The following is a 17,037-nucleotide window of genomic DNA, read 5'->3' on the forward strand; positions in this document are numbered from 1 at the left end:
CCGTCGGCCGGATCAGGTGATGTCGTCCATCTGCTCGTGGCGGGCGGCCGGCACCTGGGCGGAGGCGCTCGGCGTGCCCGAGGCCTCGATCGCCTCGGACTTCGCCACCGGCGCCACCGAGAGGTCGACCTGCGAGGCCTCCTCGTCGCTCAGCGCGAGGTCCGGGTTGCGCCGGGCCCTGCGCCGGTCGTTGAGCATCGCGATGCCGACCGCGACGAAGTACAGCCCCCAGATCGGCGCGGCCAGCGCCAGCATGCTGAGCGGGTCGGCGCTGGGGGTCGCGAAGGCGGCGAACACGGTGATGCCCATCACCATGCCGCGCCACCAGCCCAGCAGCCGCTTGCCGCTGACGATGCCGGTCATGTTCAGCATGACCAGCAGCAGCGGGAACTCGAAGGCCAGACCGAAGACCAGGACCAGCCGGGTGGCGATGTCGAAGTAGTCCGCGGGCGGCAGGATCGGTGTGGTGTCCTCCGGGGTGAACGAGAGCAGCACGTCGACGGTCAGCGGCAGCAGCAGGATCGCCAGCCCCACACCAGCCAGGAACAACGGCGCGCCGCAGGTCATGAAGATGACCGTGTACTTGCGCTCGTGCCGGTGCAGGCCCGGCGCCACGAAGGCCCACAGCTGGTACAGCCAGACCGGGACCGTGGCGACCACACCGGCCGTCAGAGCGACCTTGAGCATCCAGTTGAACCCCGCGGTCAGACCGATGGTCGAGACCTCCGCACAGCGGCCCGTGGGCGCCGCGAGGAACTCCGGTGTACACCGCTGGATCGGCTTGAGCAGCAGCGTCTCGATCTGCTTGTGGAAGATCAGCGCGATGATCGTGAACACCACGATCGCCAGGACCGACTTGACCACCCGGTTCCGCAGTTCCCGCAGGTGGTCGGCGAGGGCCATCCGCCCCTCGGGATCCTTGGGCGTCTTCGACGCCTTGGTGAGCTTGCTCAACCCCGGTCCTCAACTCGTGCGTCGAGGCCCGCCGGTCGACGGGCCTCCAGTGGTCGCGCGTGCCGCGCGTTCAGCGAGCCCCGGCGTCCGGAGCGGACTGCTCGTTCACCGGACGGGCGGTCGCGGACGCACCCGGGGCGGACTGGATGGTCTTCGCCGCGACGCCGTCGGCCACCGCCGGGGCGGGCGGCGCCGGGGTGTCGGCCTTTCCGTCGGTGCGCATCGCCTTGGCCTCGCTCTTGAGGATCCGCGCCGACTGGCCGAGCGAACGCGCCAGCTCCGGCAGCCGCTTGGCACCGAAGAGCACAATGGCAATGACCGCGACCAGGAGGATCGCGGTGAACGAGACCCGCATGCTCGACCACCTTCAGTCTTGGCGGCGCCGCCGGCCGCCCGTTGCGGGGATGGTAACCGCTGCGGGTGACGCTCTGACGACGGCCGCCCGAACAGGACAGCGGCCCCCGTTCGCGCTCAGGAGCCAACTGAGAGCGTAACGCGCCGCCGCCCCCTAGCAGCAGCCCCCGGTACCCACCGTTCGACGTTCCGGGCAGGTCCCCGGCGGTCGTCGGTGCGCCTCAGCGGCCCGGCGCCGAGGCCGCGAGGTCCCCGGCCGCCTCGGCCAGCGCCCGGGAGGCCTCGTCCACACCCTTCGCCAGCACGCGCACGTCCAGCCAGAGCCGGACCGCGAGGACGCCGAGCACCAGCAGGCCGGCGGTGGCGAGGAGGACGGCGGCGACGAGCATCCAGGACATGTCCCCCACCCTATCGGCCCCGGCCCCGCTCACCCCTCGGCCGGCACCAGCCGCATGGTCCGCACCCCGGCCCCCGTCAGCGCCGCGACGATCTTCTCCCCGGCCGGCTTGCGCACCGCCGCCCCGCACAACGGGCACCCGAAGCTGTAGTGCGCCTGCGCCTCCGTGCGGCCGAACGTCAGGCGGAACGCCTCGACCGGCAGCTCCACCTTCTCCCGGCACTCCGAGCAGTACACCTTGAATCTGGTACCGGGCTCCACGGCTCAGACCAGCCCCTCCCCGTAGTGCGCCAGCGCCTCCAGCGCCGCCGCCCGCGCCTGCTCCACCAGCTGCGGCGGCGAGACGATCCGCCCGTCGCGGCCCAGCCGCAGCGCCAGCGGGCGCAGCTGCGAGGGGTCGGCGCTGCGCAGGGTGATCCGCAGTCCGCCGTCGGGCAGTTCCTCGGCCCGGTCGTGGGTGTAGTACTCGGCGACCCAGCGGCCGCCGGAGGAGACCTCGACGACCACCTCGGGGTCGTCGGCGGAGGGGTTGACCAGGCCGCCGGAGAGGTCGCGCGGCTCGCGCTTGGGCGGGTCGGCGGGGACGTCCAGGACCTTGATCTCGGCGACCCGGTCGAGCCGGAACATCCGGTGGTCCTCGGAGGTCCGGCACCAGGCCTCCAGGTAGGTGTGGCCCTCGGTCAGCAGCCGGATCGGGTCGACCTCGCGCTCGGTCATACCGCCGCGGCCGTGCGAGTAGTAGCGCAGCCAGAGCCGGCGGCCCTCGCTCAGGGCGCGGTCGATGTCGGCGAAGACGTGGCTCTCGGCCTCGAAGGTGACGCCGACCCGGGCGCTGCCCTCGGCGCTCTCCCCCGCCGCGTTCTCGATCTTGGCGACGGCCCGGGTGAGCGCCTCCCGGTCGCCCGCCCGCAGGCCGGGCAGGCCGGCGACGGCGCGGGCGGCGACCAGCAGCGCGGTCGCCTCGTCGGCGGCCAGCCGCAGCGGCTGGGCGACGTCGTCGACGTTGTGCCACCAGATCCGCTCGCCGTCGGTGTCGATGTCGAGCAGGTCGCCGCCGCGGAAGCTGGTCCCGCACATCGGCAGCACGTTGAGGTCGCCGATCAGTTCGCGCTCGCTGATGCCGAAGGCGCGGGCGACCTCGGCGACCTCGGCGCCGGGGCGCTCGCGCAGATAGGTGACCAGCGAGAGCATCCGCCGGGTCTGGTCGATCGCGTTGCTCATGCGTCCACCTCGGTGCGCTCGGCGGGCGCTTCGCACGGCGCGCACCTTCCGATGATTCTCCCCCGGCCGTCCGCCGGGGTGCCCCCCGGGCTCCGCTCACTCATGCCCGCACACCCTCCATCTCGGGGCCGGCCACCGCACGCAGCCGGTCGATGACGTCGGCCCGCAGCTCCTCGGGGCCGACCACCAGCACGTCCGGCCCGAACTCGGCGAGGTCGGCGCCGAGCCCGTTGCCGTACGGGATCTCCAGCTCGTCCCAGCTGTCGTCGGCCCGGCGGGTGGTGAGCGCCTTGGTGCGCAGCGGGAAGCCCGCGCCGCGGCGGACCCGGACCACGGCGGTGGCGGTGGCGCCCTCGCCGGCGAACTTGGCGACGGTGGCGCGGACGTCCACGTGCTCGGGCACGGTGCCGAGGAAGGCGCCGGAGCGGGCGCGGACCTTGCCGGTGATCCGGCTGAGCCGGAAGACCCGGGCGTCCGCGCGGTCGCGGTCCCAGCCGGCCAGGTACCAGTGGCCGCGCCAGCACTCCAGGGCCCAGGGCTCGACGCTGCGCTGCTCGGCGGCGGCGGCGCCGGCCTTGCGGTAGTCGAAGGTGACCGGGCGGCGGTCGCGGGCGGCGGTGAGCAGCGGTTCGAACGCGGCCTCGCGGGCGGGGATGCGCGGTTCGAGGGCGGGGCGGCGCTCGGTCTCGGTGAACGGGACGCCGGCGGCGCGCAGCTTCTGGAGGGCGCCGCTGGCGGCGCCGCTCATCTTGGCCTGCTGCCAGACCCGGGCGGCGAGGGTGAGCGCGGCGGCCTCCTCGGCGTCGAGGGCGATCTCCGGCAGGCGGTTGCGGTCGGCGCGGGCGAGGTAGCCGAGCTCGCCGTCGAGGGCGTTCTCGTCGACGTCGATGACCAGTCCGAGTTCGCGCAGGTCGTCCTTGTCCCGCTCGAACATCCGGTTGAAGGCTTCCTCGCTGCTGTTCTGCCAGGCTTCGCGGTAGGCCTCGATGGACTCCCGCAGCTCCTTCTTGGAGAGCGGACGTCTGGTGTTCATCAGGCACAGGGCGAGATTCATCAGCCGCTCTGCCTTGGCGATCGCCATCGCTGACCCTTCCGGTGTGCCGCGCCGCGCGCGGGGTGCGCCCGCCGGGGCGTCGTCGCTGACCCGGCGGGACCGACCGTACCGGTAGCGGTACGCACGGCAAAAGCCGAGTCCGCGAACACGTGGGGCCGCACCCCGCGGACGGGGTGCGGCCCTGGGTGATCAGCGTCCTCAGACGGAGATCAGGTCGACCACGAAGATCAGGGTCGAGCCCGCCGGGATGAGCGGGCTGGGCGACTGGTTGCCGTAGGCCAGGTGCGGCGGGATGACCAGCTCGCGGCGGCCGCCGACCTTCATGCCGGCGACGCCCTGGTCCCAGCCCTTGATGACCCGGCCGCCGCCGAGCGGGAACTTGAAGGTCGAGCCGCGGTTCCAGCTGGCGTCGAACTCCTCGCCGGTCGCGAAGGTCACGCCGACGTAGTGGACCTCGACGACCTGGCCCGGCTTGGCCTCCTCGCCGGTGCCGACGGTGATGTCGCGGATCTTCAGCTCGGTCGGCGCGTCGCCGACGGGGAAGTCGATCTCGGGCTTGCTCACTAGTGCCTCATCTCACGGTTGGTTCGTTCCATGACCAAGCGGCGGGCGCCCGCACCACGGTCCGTTCCCGGACCACGGTACGGGCGCCCGCCGCCCGCCCGGGCCCGGCCACGCGGCCGGACCCGAAGGTCACACGCACACCATTGTCACCCGAAAGTGGATCAGCCCTGACCGGCGTCGAGGATGTCGACGACGAAGACCAGGGTGGAGTTGGCCGGGATCTCTCCCTGGGCCTGGTCCTTGTAGCCGAGCGAGGCCGGGATGACGAGCTCGACCCGGCTGCCGATGGTCTGGCCCTCCAGGCCCTGGTCCCAGCCGGCGATGACCTGGCCGCCGCCGAGCGGGAAGGAGAACGCCTGGCCCTTGCTCAGCGAGGAGTCGAAGACCTTGCCGTCCTTGAACAGCGCGCCGGTGTACTGGACGAGGATCTTCTCGCCCTTCTCGACCTTGCGGCCCTCGCCCTTGATCAGGACGTGGCTCTTGAGCTCGGTCGGGTCGGCGGCGCCGGCCACCGGGGTGATCTCGGCGGGCTTCTTGCCGTTGTCCTTGACCTGCGGGAAGTCCGCGGGCGGCGGGGTCACGGTGCCGCTGACGACGGCGTCGGGGGCGTTGGTGTTGCGGATGTCGATGACGAAGATCAGGTTGTCCTTCGCCCCGATGGACATGCCCGGGTTGCCCTGGGCGCCGAAGGCGGCGGCCGGCGGGGCCACGACGAGCAGCCGGGAGCCGGCCTTCTTGCCGACGACGGCCTGGTCGAGCGCCGGGATCAGCGCGTCGGTACCGGCCTGGAAGATCTGCGGCTTGCCCTTGTCGTCGTACGAGGAGGGGATGTCCTTGCCGGTGTTCCAGTCCTTGCCGGTGTAGTCGACCGAGGTCCAGGAGTTCTTCTCGACCTTGGGGCCGCTGCCCTCGGAGAGCACCTTGACGACGAAGCTGCCGTCGGACTGGTCGGCCGGCACCTCGATGTTCGCCTTGGTCCCGAAGTCACCGGTGACGTTGGGCAGCACCTTGGCGCTGTCCTTGATCGGCGGGACCGGGTCGGGGGTCGGCGTGGCCGGGGCCGACTTGGCGGCGTCCGGCTTGGGGGCGGCGGTGTCGTCGGACGAGCCGTCCTTGTTCACCAGGTACAGGGTGACGGCGCTGCCGATGAGCAGGACGCCCAGGACCGTGCCGAGGATCACGCCGAGCCGGCCGACCTTGCCCGGGTTCTCGTCGTACCCGGCCTCCGAGCTGTCCTGGCGGCGGACGGTGGAGGCGAAGATCTGCGGGACCTCGTCCTCGGTCTTCGTCCCCGCGGTCCGCGGCGCTTCCCCGGACCCGCCCCACCCGGCCTGCTGCTTCAGGATCGCCGGGGGGACGATGATCGACTCACCGTCGCCCGGGAGCGGGCCGCCGGGCCGCGAGTCGGCCGGGTCTCCGGCGGAGTTACCGTGCGCGGTACCGGACCCGCCCGGGCTCGACGCTTTCTCAGACATGACTCCCCATCCATCTCGCCACGAGGTCTTCGAGGTCTACGGCCGGCGTGGTGGCGCCGCGATGCTGTCGCACTGCCCGCCCGGACCCCGGGCGCCGGCGGCGCCTACCACAGTGCGAGGGCAGTATGACAGGTCAGGATGAGGGCGGGCGCTTGCCCGTGCGAGCGCCCGCCCAAGCGTACGGAATCCCCCCGGGCTCGAACCACCCCGCGGAAAGGATCTCCGCGGATCTCCACAGATCTCCTCGGAGCCGCCCGGATCCGCGCGGCTCCGTCGCGGCTCCGTGCGGATCCGCCGGGGCGCTACACGGCCTCCAGGATGTCCACGACGAACACCAGGGTCGAGTTCGGCGGCACGGAGCCCTGCGCCTGGTCCTTGTAGCCGAGCGCCGGCGGCACGACCAGCAGGACCCGGCTGCCGACGTTCTGGCCGACCAGGCCCTTGTCCCAGCCCTCGATGACGCTGCCGGTGCCGATCTGCAGCGCCTGCGCGCCGCCGTGGCTCCAGGAGGAGTCGAACTGCTGGCCGTTGCTCCACAGCACCCCGGTGTACTGCACGACCAGGGTCTGCCCGGACTTGACCTGCTTGCCCTCGCCCTTGATCAGCACGGCCTGCTCCAGGTCGTTCGGCGGGGCCTGCCCGGCCGGCACGGTGATGGTCACGGCGGCCTTGCCGTTGTCCTTGACCTGCGGCAGGTTGGCCGGCGCCTGCGTCATGGTGCCGGAGAGCGTGGAGTCCGGCGGCAGGCTCTCCATGATGTCGAGCACGAACACCACCGTGTCACCGGGGCCGACGCCCAGCTGGGTGGACCCCTGGGTGCCGAACGCGGCGGCCGGCGGCGCGACGACCAGCAGCCGGCTGCCGACCTTCTTGCCGATCACGCTCTGGTCGAAGGCCGGCACCAGCTGCCCGCTGCCCGCCTGGTAGAGCTGCGGCTTGCCGCCGGAGTCGTAGGAACTGGGCAGGTCCTTGCCGGTCGTCCAGTCCTTGGCGGTGTAGTTGACCGTCACCCAGTCGCCCTTGTTGACCGCCGGGCGGTCCCCCTCGCTGACGGTGTTCACCACGAACTGCCCGCTGGGCTGCTGGCCCTCGGGAAGGGTGATGGTGGCCTTGCTCCCGAAGCCGCCGCCGGACAGCGTCGGCATCGGCGAGGCCTCGTTCACCGGGGCGGGCACGGTGGGCGCGGCGGTCGGCGACGCCGTGGGCGTGGCCTCGCCGGCCGGCTTGGTGGAGCTGCTGCAGGCCACCGCCAGCAACAGGGGCAGGGTGAGAAGCAACCCGGCGGTGCGGCGCACGGCGTTCCTAACTGTCGGTCAAAGTCGGCTCTCCGGACTCCGGCTCCGGACTCGACGGACAGCGTATGCGCAGACGGCGCCCGGCCCCGGTAGACACCACCGGGACCGGGCGCCGCGAAGATCACACCGACGGAGGACCCGGCCCGTGCGCCGGTCACATGCCGGCGATGAGCTTCTCCACCCGCTCGTCGACGGACCGGAACGGGTCCTTGCAGAGCACCGTGCGCTGCGCCTGGTCGTTCAGCTTGAGGTGCACCCAGTCGACGGTGAAGTCTCGGCGCTGCTCCTGCGCCCGGCGGATGAAGTCGCCGCGCAGCCGGGCCCGGGTGGTCTGCGGCGGGATCGACTTGGCCTCGAAGGTCTTGAGGTCGGTGGTCACCCGCTGCGCCTGGTTCTTCGCCTGGAGCAGGTAGAACAGGCCGCGGCGGCGGTGGATGTCGTGGTAGGCGAGGTCGATCTGGGCGACCCGGGGGTTGCTCATGCTCATCTGGTGCTTCTCGCGGTAGCGCTCGATGAGCTTGTACTTCATGATCCAGTCGATCTCGGTGGCGACCCCGTCGAGGCGTTCGCTGCGGACCGCCTCCAGGGTGCGGCCCCACAGGTCGAGGACGCGCGCGATGGTGCCGGTGTTGATGCCCTTGCGGTCGGCGAACTCCAGGGCCTTGGTGTAGTACTCCTCCTGGATGTCGAGCGCGCTGGCCTCCCGCCCGTTGGCGAGCCGGACCTGGTGGGTGCCGGTGAGGTCGTGGCTGACCTCGCGGATCGCCCGGATCGGGTTCTCCAGGGTGAGGTCGCGCATCACCACGCCGGCCTCGATGAGCCGCAGCACCAGGTCGGTGGAGCCCACCTTCAGCAGGGTGGTGGTCTCCGACATGTTGGAGTCGCCGACGATCACGTGCAGCCGGCGGTAGCGCTCGGCGTCGGCGTGCGGCTCGTCGCGGGTGTTGATGATCGGGCGGGAGCGGGTGGTCGCCGAGCTGACGCCCTCCCAGATGTGCTCGGCGCGCTGGCTGACGCAGTAGACCGCGCCGCGCGGGGTCTGCAGCACCTTGCCGGCCCCGCAGATCAGCTGCCGGGTCACCAGGAACGGGATGAGCACGTCGGCCAGCCGGGAGAACTCGCCGTGCCGGGCCACCAGGTAGTTCTCGTGGCAGCCGTAGGAGTTGCCGGCCGAGTCGGTGTTGTTCTTGAAGAGGTAGACGTCCCCGGCGATGCCCTCCTCGTGCAGCCGCCGCTCGGCGTCGACCAGCAGGCCTTCGAGGATGCGCTCGCCCGCCTTGTCGTGCGTCACCAGCTCGACGACGTCGTCGCACTCGGGGGTGGCGTACTCGGGGTGCGAGCCGACGTCGAGGTAGAGGCGGGCACCGTTGCGCAGGAACACGTTGCTGCTGCGGCCCCAGGAGACTACGCGGCGGAAGAGGTAGCGGGCGACCTCGTCCGGGGACAGCCTGCGCTGTCCGCGGAACGTGCAGGTGACGCCGTACTCGTTCTCCAACCCGAAAATTCGGCGGTCCATGGGCCATCCATTCTCTGATGGGAGCTGTCCGAAACCGCCTCCGCGAAAGCCCGTCCGGGCCGCCGCAGGGGCACCGGGGTCCCGTCCGGCCGCCGTCTCCGGCCGCCGTGCGGGACCCCGTGGGCACTACTGGTCGGATTCGCCGGGCGGGGTGGCCGCCGGCTTCTCCGTGCCGTCCGTGTCGTCCGAGTCCTCCGACTCGGCGGATTCGTCGCCGTCCAGCAGCCGGGCGAGCTGGCCGCCCAGGATCCGCTTGAACTTGCGCTGCTGGAAGCGCTGGCGGTCCAGGACCGCCACCTCCAGCTGGTCGGGGGTGAGGGTGCGCGGGCTGCCGCCGTTGGGGTCGCGGGCCAGCGAGTCCACCGCGAGCCTGACGGCCTCGGTCAGCGAGAACCCGCTGCGGTGCCGCTGGCCCAGGTAGTTGCCGATCGAGTCGGCGTTGCCGCCGACCACGACGTAGTTCTTCTCGTCGACGACCGAGCCGTCCGGGGTGAGCCGGTAGATCTGGTCGTCGGCGCTCTCGCGGCCGACCTCGGCCACGATCAGCTCGACCTCGTAGGGCTTCTCGCCGACCGAGGAGAAGATGGTGCCGAGGGTCTGGGCGTAGACGTTGGCCAGGCCCCGGGCGGTGACGTCGGCCCGGTCGTAGGTGTAACCGCGCAGGTCGGCGTAGCGCACGCCGCCGATGCGCAGGTTCTCGAACTCGTTGTACCGGCCGACCGCGGCGAAGGCGATCTTGTCGTAGATCTCGGACACCTTGTGGAGCGCCCGGGAGGTGTTCTCCGCGACGAAGACGATGCCGTCGGCGTAGGTGAGCACGACCACGCTGCGACCGCGCGCGATGCCCTTGCGGGCGTACTCCGCGCGGTCCGCCATGGCCTGCTGGGGGGAGACGTAGAACGGTGTCGACACCGGCGGTCGTCCCTTCCTTCCTCGGTTGACGGCTAGAGCAGCGGGGCCTGCGGCCCGTTGGGGTGCGACAGGCGCTGGTCGGTGATGGAGACGGCGATCTCGGCGACCTCGGCCTCGGTGAGCCGGCGGAAGCCGTCCTCGGTGATCAGCGAGACGATCGGGAAGATCTTGCGGGCGAGGTCGGGGCCGCCGGTGGCGGAGTCGTCGTCGGCCGCGTCGTAGAGGGCCTGGACGACCATGGTGGAGGCCTGCTGGGCGGTCAGGTCCTCGCGGTGCAGCTTCTTCATCGAGCCGCGGGCGAAGACCGAGCCGGAGCCGGTGGCGGCGAAGCCGCGCTCCTCGGACCGGCCGCCGGTGACGTCGTAGGTGAAGATCCGGCCGCGGCCGAGGTCGACGTCGTAGCCGGCGAACATCGGCACCACCGCGAGGCCCTGCATCGCCATGCCGAGGTTGCCGCGGATCATGGTGGTGAGCCGGTTGGCCTTGCCCTCCAGGGAGAGCACGGTCCCCTCGATCTTCTCGTAGTGCTCCAGCTCCAGCTGGAACATCCGGACCATCTCGATCGCGAGGCCCGCGGTGCCGGCGACGCCGACCGCGCTGTACTCGTCCGCCGGGAAGACCTTCTCCATGTCCCGCTGGGCGATCACGTTGCCCATGGTCGCGCGGCGGTCGCCGGCGAGGACCACGCCGCCGTCGAAGACCGCGGCGACGATGGTCGTGCCGTGCGGGGCCTCGATGACGCCCTCGGGCAGGCGGCGCCGGCCGGGGATCAGCTCGGGCCGGTGGGCCTCCAGGAAGTCGAGGAACGACGAGGACCCCGGGGTCAGGAAGGCAGCCGGTAGACGCCCGGTGCCACGAGTGTTGGCTTCCACACGATTCCTTCCAGGTAGCTTGAAGCGCGCACTGCCCGCACCCTACCCGCCGGACGATCACTGTCCAGCACGGCGGAGGGCCGGACCGGGTGGACGGACGGCTCCCGCCGCCCGCCCGCCGTCATCGGTCGCAACCGTGAATTCCCGGAATGCCGCCGGGCAACCGCCCGGATTCCTACCGGGACTACTGCCCGCCCTTTTGCACGAACTGCCGCACGAAATCCTCGGCGTTCGATTCCAGGACCTCGTCGATTTCGTCCAGAACCGCGTCGACGTCGTCGCTCAGCTTTTCCTGGCGCTCCTTGAGGTCATCAGAATTCTGCGCTTCCGCGGCCTGCTCCTCGACCTCCTCGGAGGAGCGGTTCGCCCGCTGCTGGCCGCCGCCGGTGTCCTTGCTCGCCATTTACCTCACCCCGCTCGATCGTCTGGCACGGTTTGGTCGCTGCTTGCTGCACCGACCCTATACACAAGGTGCGACAACCCGCTTCCGGTTTGCCGGTGGCACTTCCTGTCCAACGTCCGCCGTCACCCCGGATGATTCCCATTTGCCCGGCGTTCACCCATGGTGATCGAAAAGTGACCCGGTCATCCGCCGGAGAGCACCCGGAGCAGGTCCTCCGCCGTGCGGCAGCGGTCCAGCAGCTCCTTGACGTGGTTGCGGGTGCCGCGCAGCGGTTCCAGGGTGGGCACCCGCTGGAGCGAGTCCCGGCCCGGCAGGTCGAAGATCACCGAGTCCCAGGAGGCCGCCGCGACGTGCTCGGCGTACTGTTCCAGGCAGCGCCCGCGGAAGTACGCCCGGGTGTCCTCCGGAGGCTTGGTGGCGGCCCTGGCGACCTCCTCCTCGCTCACCAGCCGATCGAACCGGCCGCGGGCCACCAGGCGGTTGTAGAGGCCCTTCTCGGGCCGCACGTCGCTGTACTGGAGGTCGACCAGCTGCAGCCTCGGGTTGTCCCACTCCAGGGCGTCCCGGCTGCGGTAGCCCTCCAGGATCTCCCGCTTGGCGATCCAGTCCAGCTGGCGGGAGAGCGACATCGGGTCCCGCTCCAGGCGGCCCAGCACGTCCTCCCAGCGGGCCAGCACGTCCACGGTCTGCTCGTCGGCGTCGGTGCCGAAGCGGTCCTCGACGTACTTGCGGGCCAGCTCGAAGTACTCCAGCTGGAGCTGGACGGCGGTGAGCCGGCGGCCGCTGCGCAGGGTGACCAGGTGCTTCAGGGTGGGGTCGTGGGAGATCCGGTGCAGGGTGCGGACCGGCTGGTCGACGGCCAGGTCGGAGGTGATGAAGGCGTCCTCGATCATGGCCAGGACCAGCGAGGTGGTGCCGAGCTTGAGGTAGGTGGAGATCTCGGAGAGGTTGGCGTCGCCGATGATCACGTGCAGCCGGCGGTACTTCTCCGCGTCGGCGTGCGGCTCGTCCCGGGTGTTGATGATCGGCCGTTTGAGGGTGGTCTCCAGACCGACCTCGACCTCGAAGAAGTCCGCGCGCTGGCTGATCTGGAAGCCGTGGGCGGAGCCGTCCTGCCCGATGCCGACCCGGCCTGCGCCGGTGACCACCTGGCGCGAGACGAAGAACGGGGTGAGGTGGCGGACGATGTCGGCGAACGGCGTCGCCCGCTTCATCAGGTAGTTCTCGTGGGTGCCGTAGGAGGCGCCCTTGTTGTCGGTGTTGTTCTTGTACAGGTGGATGTTCTGCCCGTTGGGCAGCTCCAGCGCGCGCTGTGCGGCGGCCGCCATGATCCGTTCGCCGGCCTTGTCCCAGAGCACGGCGTCGCGCGGGTTGGTCACCTCGGGCGAGCTGTACTCGGGGTGCGCGTGGTCCACGTAGAACCGCGCGCCGTTGGTGAGGATGACGTTGGCGAGGCCGATGTCCTCGTCGGTCAGCTGGCTGGCGTCGGCGACGTCCCGTGCGAGGTCGAAGCCCCGGGCGTCGCGCAGCGGATTCTCCTCCTCGAAGTCCCAGCGGGCCCGCCGTGCCCGGTGCATCGCCGCCGCGTACGCGTTGACGATCTGGGACGAGGTGAGCATGGCGTTGGCGTTGGGGTGCCCGGGCACGGAGATCCCGTACTCGGTCTCGATGCCCATCACGCGCCGTACGGTCATGCGGCCCTCCTTGCCCGGTGCGCCGCCCCCGGCGGGCGGTCCACACTGACGTACCGCTCAACGACACCGACGCCGGCCGTTGCCCGCGAACGGTGGATCGAGCCTAGAACGCGGCACCGACCGGCGGGCCCCGAGACGCGCCGTCCGGCTGCGGGGCCGCGAGGCGCCACAGCCGGACGGGGTGCGTGCGTTCCGGGAGGCCCGGACCGGTTCGGTTACAGGTACTGCCCGGTGTTGGCGACAGTGTCGATGGAGCGGCCGGACTCGGCGCCCTGCTTCCCCGTGACCAGGGTGCGGATGAAGACGATCCGCTCGCCCTTCTTGCCGGAGATCCGGGCCCAGTCGTCCGGGTTGGTGGTGTTCGGCAGGTCCTCGTTCTCCTTGAACTCGTCCACGCAGGCGTTCAGCAGGTGCGAGACCCGCAGGCCCCGCTGGCCGTGGTCGAGGTAGTCCTTGATGGCCATCTTCTTGGCCCGGTCGACGATGTTCTGGATCATCGCGCCGGAGTTGAAGTCCTTGAAGTACAGGACCTCCTTGTCACCGTTGGCGTAGGTGACCTCCAGGAAGCGGTTCTCCTCGGTCTCGGAGTACATCCGCTCCACCACCGACTGGATCATCGCGGCCACCGTGGCCTCGACGGAGCCGTCGTGCTCCTTGACGTCGTCCGGGTGGAAGGGCAGCGAGTCCTTGAGGTACTTGGAGAAGATGTCCTTGGCCGCCTCGGCGTCCGGCCGCTCGATCTTGATCTTGACGTCCAGGCGGCCGGGCCGCAGGATCGCCGGGTCGATCATGTCCTCGCGGTTCGAGGCGCCGATGACGATGACGTTCTCCAGGCCCTCCACGCCGTCGATCTCGGCGAGCAGCTGGGGGACGATGGTGTTCTCGACGTCCGAGCTCACGCCGGAGCCGCGGGTGCGGAAGAGCGACTCCATCTCGTCGAAGAAGACGATGACGGGGGTACCCTCGCCGGCCTTCTCCCGGGCCCGCTGGAAGACCAGGCGGATCTGCCGCTCGGTCTCGCCGACGTACTTGTTGAGCAGCTCGGGGCCCTTGATGTTGAGGAAGTAGCTCTTCCCCTGGGGCCGGCCGGTGACCTCGGCGACCTTCTTGGCCAGCGAGTTCGCCACCGCCTTGGCGATCAGCGTCTTGCCGCAGCCGGGCGGGCCGTACAGCAGCACGCCCTTGGGCGGGCGCAGCTCGTACTCCTTGAAGAGCTCGGCGTGCAGGTAGGGCAGCTCGACCGCGTCGCGGATCAGCTCGATCTGGTTGGCCAGGCCGCCGATCTGGCGGTAGTCGATGTCCGGGACCTCCTCGAGGACCAGCTCCTCGACCTCGGCCTTCGGCACGACCTCGTACACGTAGCCGGAACGCGGTTCCAGCAGCAGGGCGTCCCCCGCCCGGAGGGTGATCTCGCGCAGCGGTTCGGCGAGGCGGACCACCCGCTCCTCGTCGGTGTGGCCGATGACCAGGGCGCGCTCGCCGTCCTCCAGGACCTCCTTGAGGGTGACGAGGTCGCCGATGCGCTCGAAGGCCATCGCGTCCACGATGTTGAGGGCCTCGTTGAGCATCACTTCCTGGCCGCGCCGCAGCTCGTCGAGGGCGACGTTGGGGCTGACGTTCACGCGGAGCTTGCGGCCGCCGGTGAAGATGTCGGCGGTGTCGTCCTCGTTGGCGCTGAGGAAGACCCCGAATCCGGCCGGGGGCTGTGCCAGCCGGTCCACTTCCTCCTTGAGGGCCACGATCTGGTCGCGGGCCTCGCGCAGGGTGGAGGCGAGCCGTTCGTTCTGGGCGGTCACGCCGGCCAGGTTGGTCTGGAGCTCGACGATCCGCTCTTCGAGGATTCTCGAATTGCGCGGCGAGTCGGCGAGCTTGCGGCGCAGGACGGCGATTTCCTGCTCAAGGTACGAGACCTGAGCGGCCTCGTCGGAACCACGAGCGGGCCTGCCGGTGCTGCGGTTGTAGTCGTCATCGTGGGCTGCCACGGTCCTCACCTCCTCCGGGGAGCTGGACGCTTCCAGACCCTACCTGGGACCAGGGGTCCGTAAACCCCTAGATCAAGAAAGATGGAACGGGCGTGTCCGATCTTCGCCCTCGCGTGCTTCCCCTCTGCTAGGGGGATACCCACCGCGCACGGGCCAAAGCGGACCAGATGTATCGTCGATCGAGTCGATATCCGATCGCGACCCGGCACACGGGGTCCGATCGTTGTACGAATGGCGGGAATGCCCCAGGACGGGGCGTCCCGGGACAGAAACGGCGGACAATCATCATGTCGGTGAGCGAGTCGACGGCGGCGGCCGAGCCGCTGGAGGTGTGGATCGACCAGGATCTGTGCACCGGCGACGGCATCTGCGCGCAGTACGCGCCGGAGGTCTTCGAGCTGGACATCGACGGCCTCGCGTATGTCAAGGGCGAGGACGACGAGTTGCGCCAGCAGCCCGGCGAGACGGTCCCGGTGCCGCTGACGCTGCTTCAGGACGTGGTGGACTCGGTGAAGGACTGCCCGGGCGACTGCATCCACGTGCGCCGGGCCGCGGACGGCGTCGAGGTGTACGGGCCTGACGCCGAGTGAAGCGCCGGTAGCGCTCAGGTCCGGCTGATCGGGGCGGCGGTCTGGGAGCGGTCCCAGCCGCCGCTCCTGTGCGTCCAGGTGAGGTCGAGCGAGATGTCGGGCGCGAACCGCGGCACGTCGTCGCCGGAGTAGCCGCGCGCGTGGGCGGTGATGGCGCCGTCGGAGCGCAGCGCCAGGCGGCCGACGGTGAGGTTCTCGCGCTCGGAGAGCAGGGTGGCCAGCACGGCGGGCCGCCCGCCCGGCCCGGCGCCGAGCAGGTAGACGGCGTCGGGCGGGGTGCCGTTCTCCGCGGCGCAGTGCGCGGCGGCGACGGTACCGGGGCGGCCGTCGCCGAGGTCGGCGGCGAAGCTGACGGACACGGTCACCGGGAACGGCCCGCAGTCGAGCGGGAGTTGGGCCTTCGCGGGGTCCGGGGCGGCCGCTGCGGGGAGGGCCCTGGGGGCGGTGCGGGCGGGCCCGGGTGCGCCGCTCGCGGGGCCCGCGGCGAGACCGGCGGCCACCACGGCGGCGCAGCCGGCCACCGTCACGGCCCAGTGCCAGGGGGCGGTGCGCCCGTGCCGGGGGCCGCCACGGCCCGTTGCCGTCTGCTGTCCAGCCGTCGTCCCGACCGCGCTCTCCACCAGGCGTCCCCTCCAGTGGTCTGTGTGAGCGAGCATCGTCCCACACTGGGGCGACGGCGCGGTGGCGCGGGTGTGCGGGAACGCGGGAGGGGTGGTACGGCGCCGCCGTACCACCCCTCCGGGAGGTGTCTCAGTCGAGGCCGGCCTGGTCGGCGGCCTCGGCGCGGGCGGCCGCCCGGGCGGCCGCGCGCTCCTGCAGGGTGGGCTCGGGGGACCCGTTGTCGTAGTCCTCGCCGTAGGCGCCCTTGGCCGGGCGGCGGCGGCGCAGCGGCGGCTCGACGCCGTCGGCGAGCCGGCGGGCGGTGAGCAGGAAGCCGGTGTGGCCGATCATCCGGTGGTCCGGGCGGACGGCCAGGCCCTCCAGGTGCCAGGTGCGGACCATGGTCTCCCAGGCCTGCGGCTCGGTGAAGGTGCCGTGGTCGCGCAGCGCCTCGACGGTCTTGGACATCTGCGTGGTGGTGGCCACGTAGCAGCAGATGAGGCCGCCGGGGACGAGTGCCTCGGAGGCGACGTCCAGGCACTCCCAGGGGGCGAGCATGTCGAGGATCACGCGGTCGACGTCGGTCTCGACCAGGTTGTCCTGGAGGTCGCCCACGGTGAGCTTCCACGCCGGGTGCGGCCCGCCGAAGTAGCGCTCGACGTTGCCCTGCGCGATGTCGGCGAAGTCCTGGCGGCGCTCGTAGGAGGCGAGCATGCCGGTGTCGCCGACGGCGCGCAGCAGGTAGGTGGAGAGCGCGCCGGAGCCGACGCCGGCCTCGACCACGCGGGCGCCGGCGAAGATGTCGGCCATCGCCAGGATCTGCCCCGCGTCCTTCGGGTAGATCACGGCGGCGCCGCGCGGCATGGACAGGACGTAGTCGGGGAGCAGGGGGCGCAGCGCGAGGTACGGGACGTTCCCCGTGGTGCGCACGACCGTGCCCTCGGGGGCGCCGATCAGCTCGTCGTGGGGGAACGCACCCTTGTGGGTGTGGAACTGGTTCCCGGCCTGGAGCGTGAACGTGTAGTGGCGGCCCTTGGGGTCGGTCAGCTGGACCTGGTCCCCGACCTGGAAGGGCCCTCGTCGGCGGGCGGCACCGGTCGGTTCGGACATGCGGACAATCCTAAGGGAAGCGGACCGTCCGGCTGACCAGGTGA

The 17,037-nt window shown here is 71.1% G+C and carries 18 protein-coding genes and 1 pseudogene; 1 reads left to right on the forward strand and 18 read right to left on the reverse strand.

The genetic code is table 11. The annotated features are described in order from the left end of the window. Nucleotides 1-12: 12 nt before the first annotated feature. The 16 genes and pseudogenes from tatC to arc all read right to left on the reverse strand — a co-directional run bounded on the left by tatC (nucleotide 13) and on the right by arc (nucleotide 14,693). Nucleotides 13-903, reverse strand: coding sequence for a twin-arginine translocase subunit TatC (gene tatC, locus ACFVFS_RS28685; RefSeq protein ID WP_380627661.1), 891 nt, complete (start codon nucleotides 901-903; stop codon nucleotides 13-15). Nucleotides 904-1,024: 121 nt separating this feature from the next. After that, nucleotides 1,025-1,309: a Sec-independent protein translocase subunit TatA gene (gene tatA, locus ACFVFS_RS28690; protein ID WP_380627618.1), complete on the reverse strand. Its 285-nt coding sequence runs from the start codon at nucleotides 1,307-1,309 to the stop codon at nucleotides 1,025-1,027. Between the two features lie 220 nt (nucleotides 1,310-1,529). Then, nucleotides 1,530-1,706: a hypothetical protein gene (locus tag ACFVFS_RS28695; protein WP_380627619.1), complete on the reverse strand. Its 177-nt coding sequence runs from the start codon at nucleotides 1,704-1,706 to the stop codon at nucleotides 1,530-1,532. Between the two features lie 29 nt (nucleotides 1,707-1,735). Then, nucleotides 1,736-1,966, reverse strand: coding sequence for a hypothetical protein (locus ACFVFS_RS28700; protein ID WP_380627620.1), 231 nt, complete (start codon nucleotides 1,964-1,966; stop codon nucleotides 1,736-1,738). 3 nt (nucleotides 1,967-1,969) lie between these two features. Beyond that, complete coding sequence (locus ACFVFS_RS28705) at nucleotides 1,970-2,926, reverse strand: helix-turn-helix transcriptional regulator (protein WP_380627621.1); 957 nt, start codon at nucleotides 2,924-2,926, stop codon at nucleotides 1,970-1,972. Between the two features lie 100 nt (nucleotides 2,927-3,026). Continuing rightward, a complete protein-coding gene (locus tag ACFVFS_RS28710; RefSeq protein ID WP_380627622.1) occupies nucleotides 3,027-4,007 on the reverse strand; it encodes a helix-turn-helix transcriptional regulator in 981 nt (326 codons plus the stop codon). A gap of 171 nt (nucleotides 4,008-4,178) precedes the next feature. After that, entirely contained in the window at nucleotides 4,179-4,544 is a 366-nt protein-coding gene (locus tag ACFVFS_RS28715; protein ID WP_350570767.1) for an FKBP-type peptidyl-prolyl cis-trans isomerase, read from the reverse strand. Nucleotides 4,545-4,705: 161 nt separating this feature from the next. After that, entirely contained in the window at nucleotides 4,706-6,019 is a 1,314-nt protein-coding gene (locus ACFVFS_RS28720) for an FKBP-type peptidyl-prolyl cis-trans isomerase (protein WP_380627623.1), read from the reverse strand. 302 nt (nucleotides 6,020-6,321) lie between these two features. Next, entirely contained in the window at nucleotides 6,322-7,314 is a 993-nt protein-coding gene (locus ACFVFS_RS28725; RefSeq protein ID WP_380627624.1) for an FKBP-type peptidyl-prolyl cis-trans isomerase, read from the reverse strand. A 154-nt stretch (nucleotides 7,315-7,468) separates the two neighbouring features. Further along, complete coding sequence (pafA, locus tag ACFVFS_RS28730; RefSeq protein WP_380627625.1) at nucleotides 7,469-8,830, reverse strand: Pup--protein ligase; 1,362 nt, start codon at nucleotides 8,828-8,830, stop codon at nucleotides 7,469-7,471. A 126-nt stretch (nucleotides 8,831-8,956) separates the two neighbouring features. Further along, the gene (prcA, locus tag ACFVFS_RS28735; RefSeq protein ID WP_380627626.1) at nucleotides 8,957-9,742 is read right to left on the reverse strand and encodes a proteasome subunit alpha; all 786 of its coding nucleotides are present in this window, start codon (nucleotides 9,740-9,742) and stop codon (nucleotides 8,957-8,959) included. A gap of 32 nt (nucleotides 9,743-9,774) precedes the next feature. Then, entirely contained in the window at nucleotides 9,775-10,569 is a 795-nt protein-coding gene (gene prcB / locus ACFVFS_RS28740) for a proteasome subunit beta (protein ID WP_380627662.1), read from the reverse strand. Continuing rightward, a pseudogene (locus ACFVFS_RS28745) lies at nucleotides 10,566-10,643 on the reverse strand (recombination endonuclease VII); the annotation flags it as partial. The gene prcB and the pseudogene ACFVFS_RS28745, both read right to left, overlap by 4 nt. Before the next feature lie 155 nt (nucleotides 10,644-10,798). Further along, a complete protein-coding gene (locus tag ACFVFS_RS28750) occupies nucleotides 10,799-11,017 on the reverse strand; it encodes a ubiquitin-like protein Pup (protein WP_344321819.1) in 219 nt (72 codons plus the stop codon). A 182-nt stretch (nucleotides 11,018-11,199) separates the two neighbouring features. Continuing rightward, nucleotides 11,200-12,711, reverse strand: a complete 1,512-nt coding sequence (gene dop / locus ACFVFS_RS28755; protein WP_380627627.1) for a depupylase/deamidase Dop — start codon at nucleotides 12,709-12,711, stop codon at nucleotides 11,200-11,202. Between the two features lie 215 nt (nucleotides 12,712-12,926). Beyond that, nucleotides 12,927-14,693: a proteasome ATPase gene (gene arc, locus ACFVFS_RS28760; RefSeq protein WP_380627628.1), complete on the reverse strand. Its 1,767-nt coding sequence runs from the start codon at nucleotides 14,691-14,693 to the stop codon at nucleotides 12,927-12,929. A 287-nt stretch (nucleotides 14,694-14,980) separates the two neighbouring features. Here arc and ACFVFS_RS28765 point away from each other — a divergent pair, with 287 nt between their 5' ends. Continuing rightward, nucleotides 14,981-15,283 carry a ferredoxin gene (locus tag ACFVFS_RS28765; protein ID WP_344321798.1) on the forward strand — a complete coding sequence of 101 codons (303 nt, stop codon included), beginning with the start codon at nucleotides 14,981-14,983 and terminating at the stop codon, nucleotides 15,281-15,283. A 14-nt stretch (nucleotides 15,284-15,297) separates the two neighbouring features. Here ACFVFS_RS28765 and ACFVFS_RS28770 read toward each other — a convergent pair whose 3' ends face one another. Continuing rightward, nucleotides 15,298-15,939: a hypothetical protein gene (locus tag ACFVFS_RS28770; protein ID WP_380627629.1), complete on the reverse strand. Its 642-nt coding sequence runs from the start codon at nucleotides 15,937-15,939 to the stop codon at nucleotides 15,298-15,300. A gap of 94 nt (nucleotides 15,940-16,033) precedes the next feature. Then, nucleotides 16,034-16,993 (reverse strand): tRNA (adenine-N1)-methyltransferase, encoded by a 960-nt coding sequence (locus tag ACFVFS_RS28775; RefSeq protein ID WP_380627630.1) that lies wholly within the window; start codon nucleotides 16,991-16,993, stop codon nucleotides 16,034-16,036. Between the last annotated feature and the right edge of the window lie 44 nt (nucleotides 16,994-17,037).

The organism is Kitasatospora sp. NPDC057692, from assembly GCF_042799475.1.
Classification (GTDB): Bacteria; Actinomycetota; Actinomycetes; order Streptomycetales; family Streptomycetaceae; genus Kitasatospora.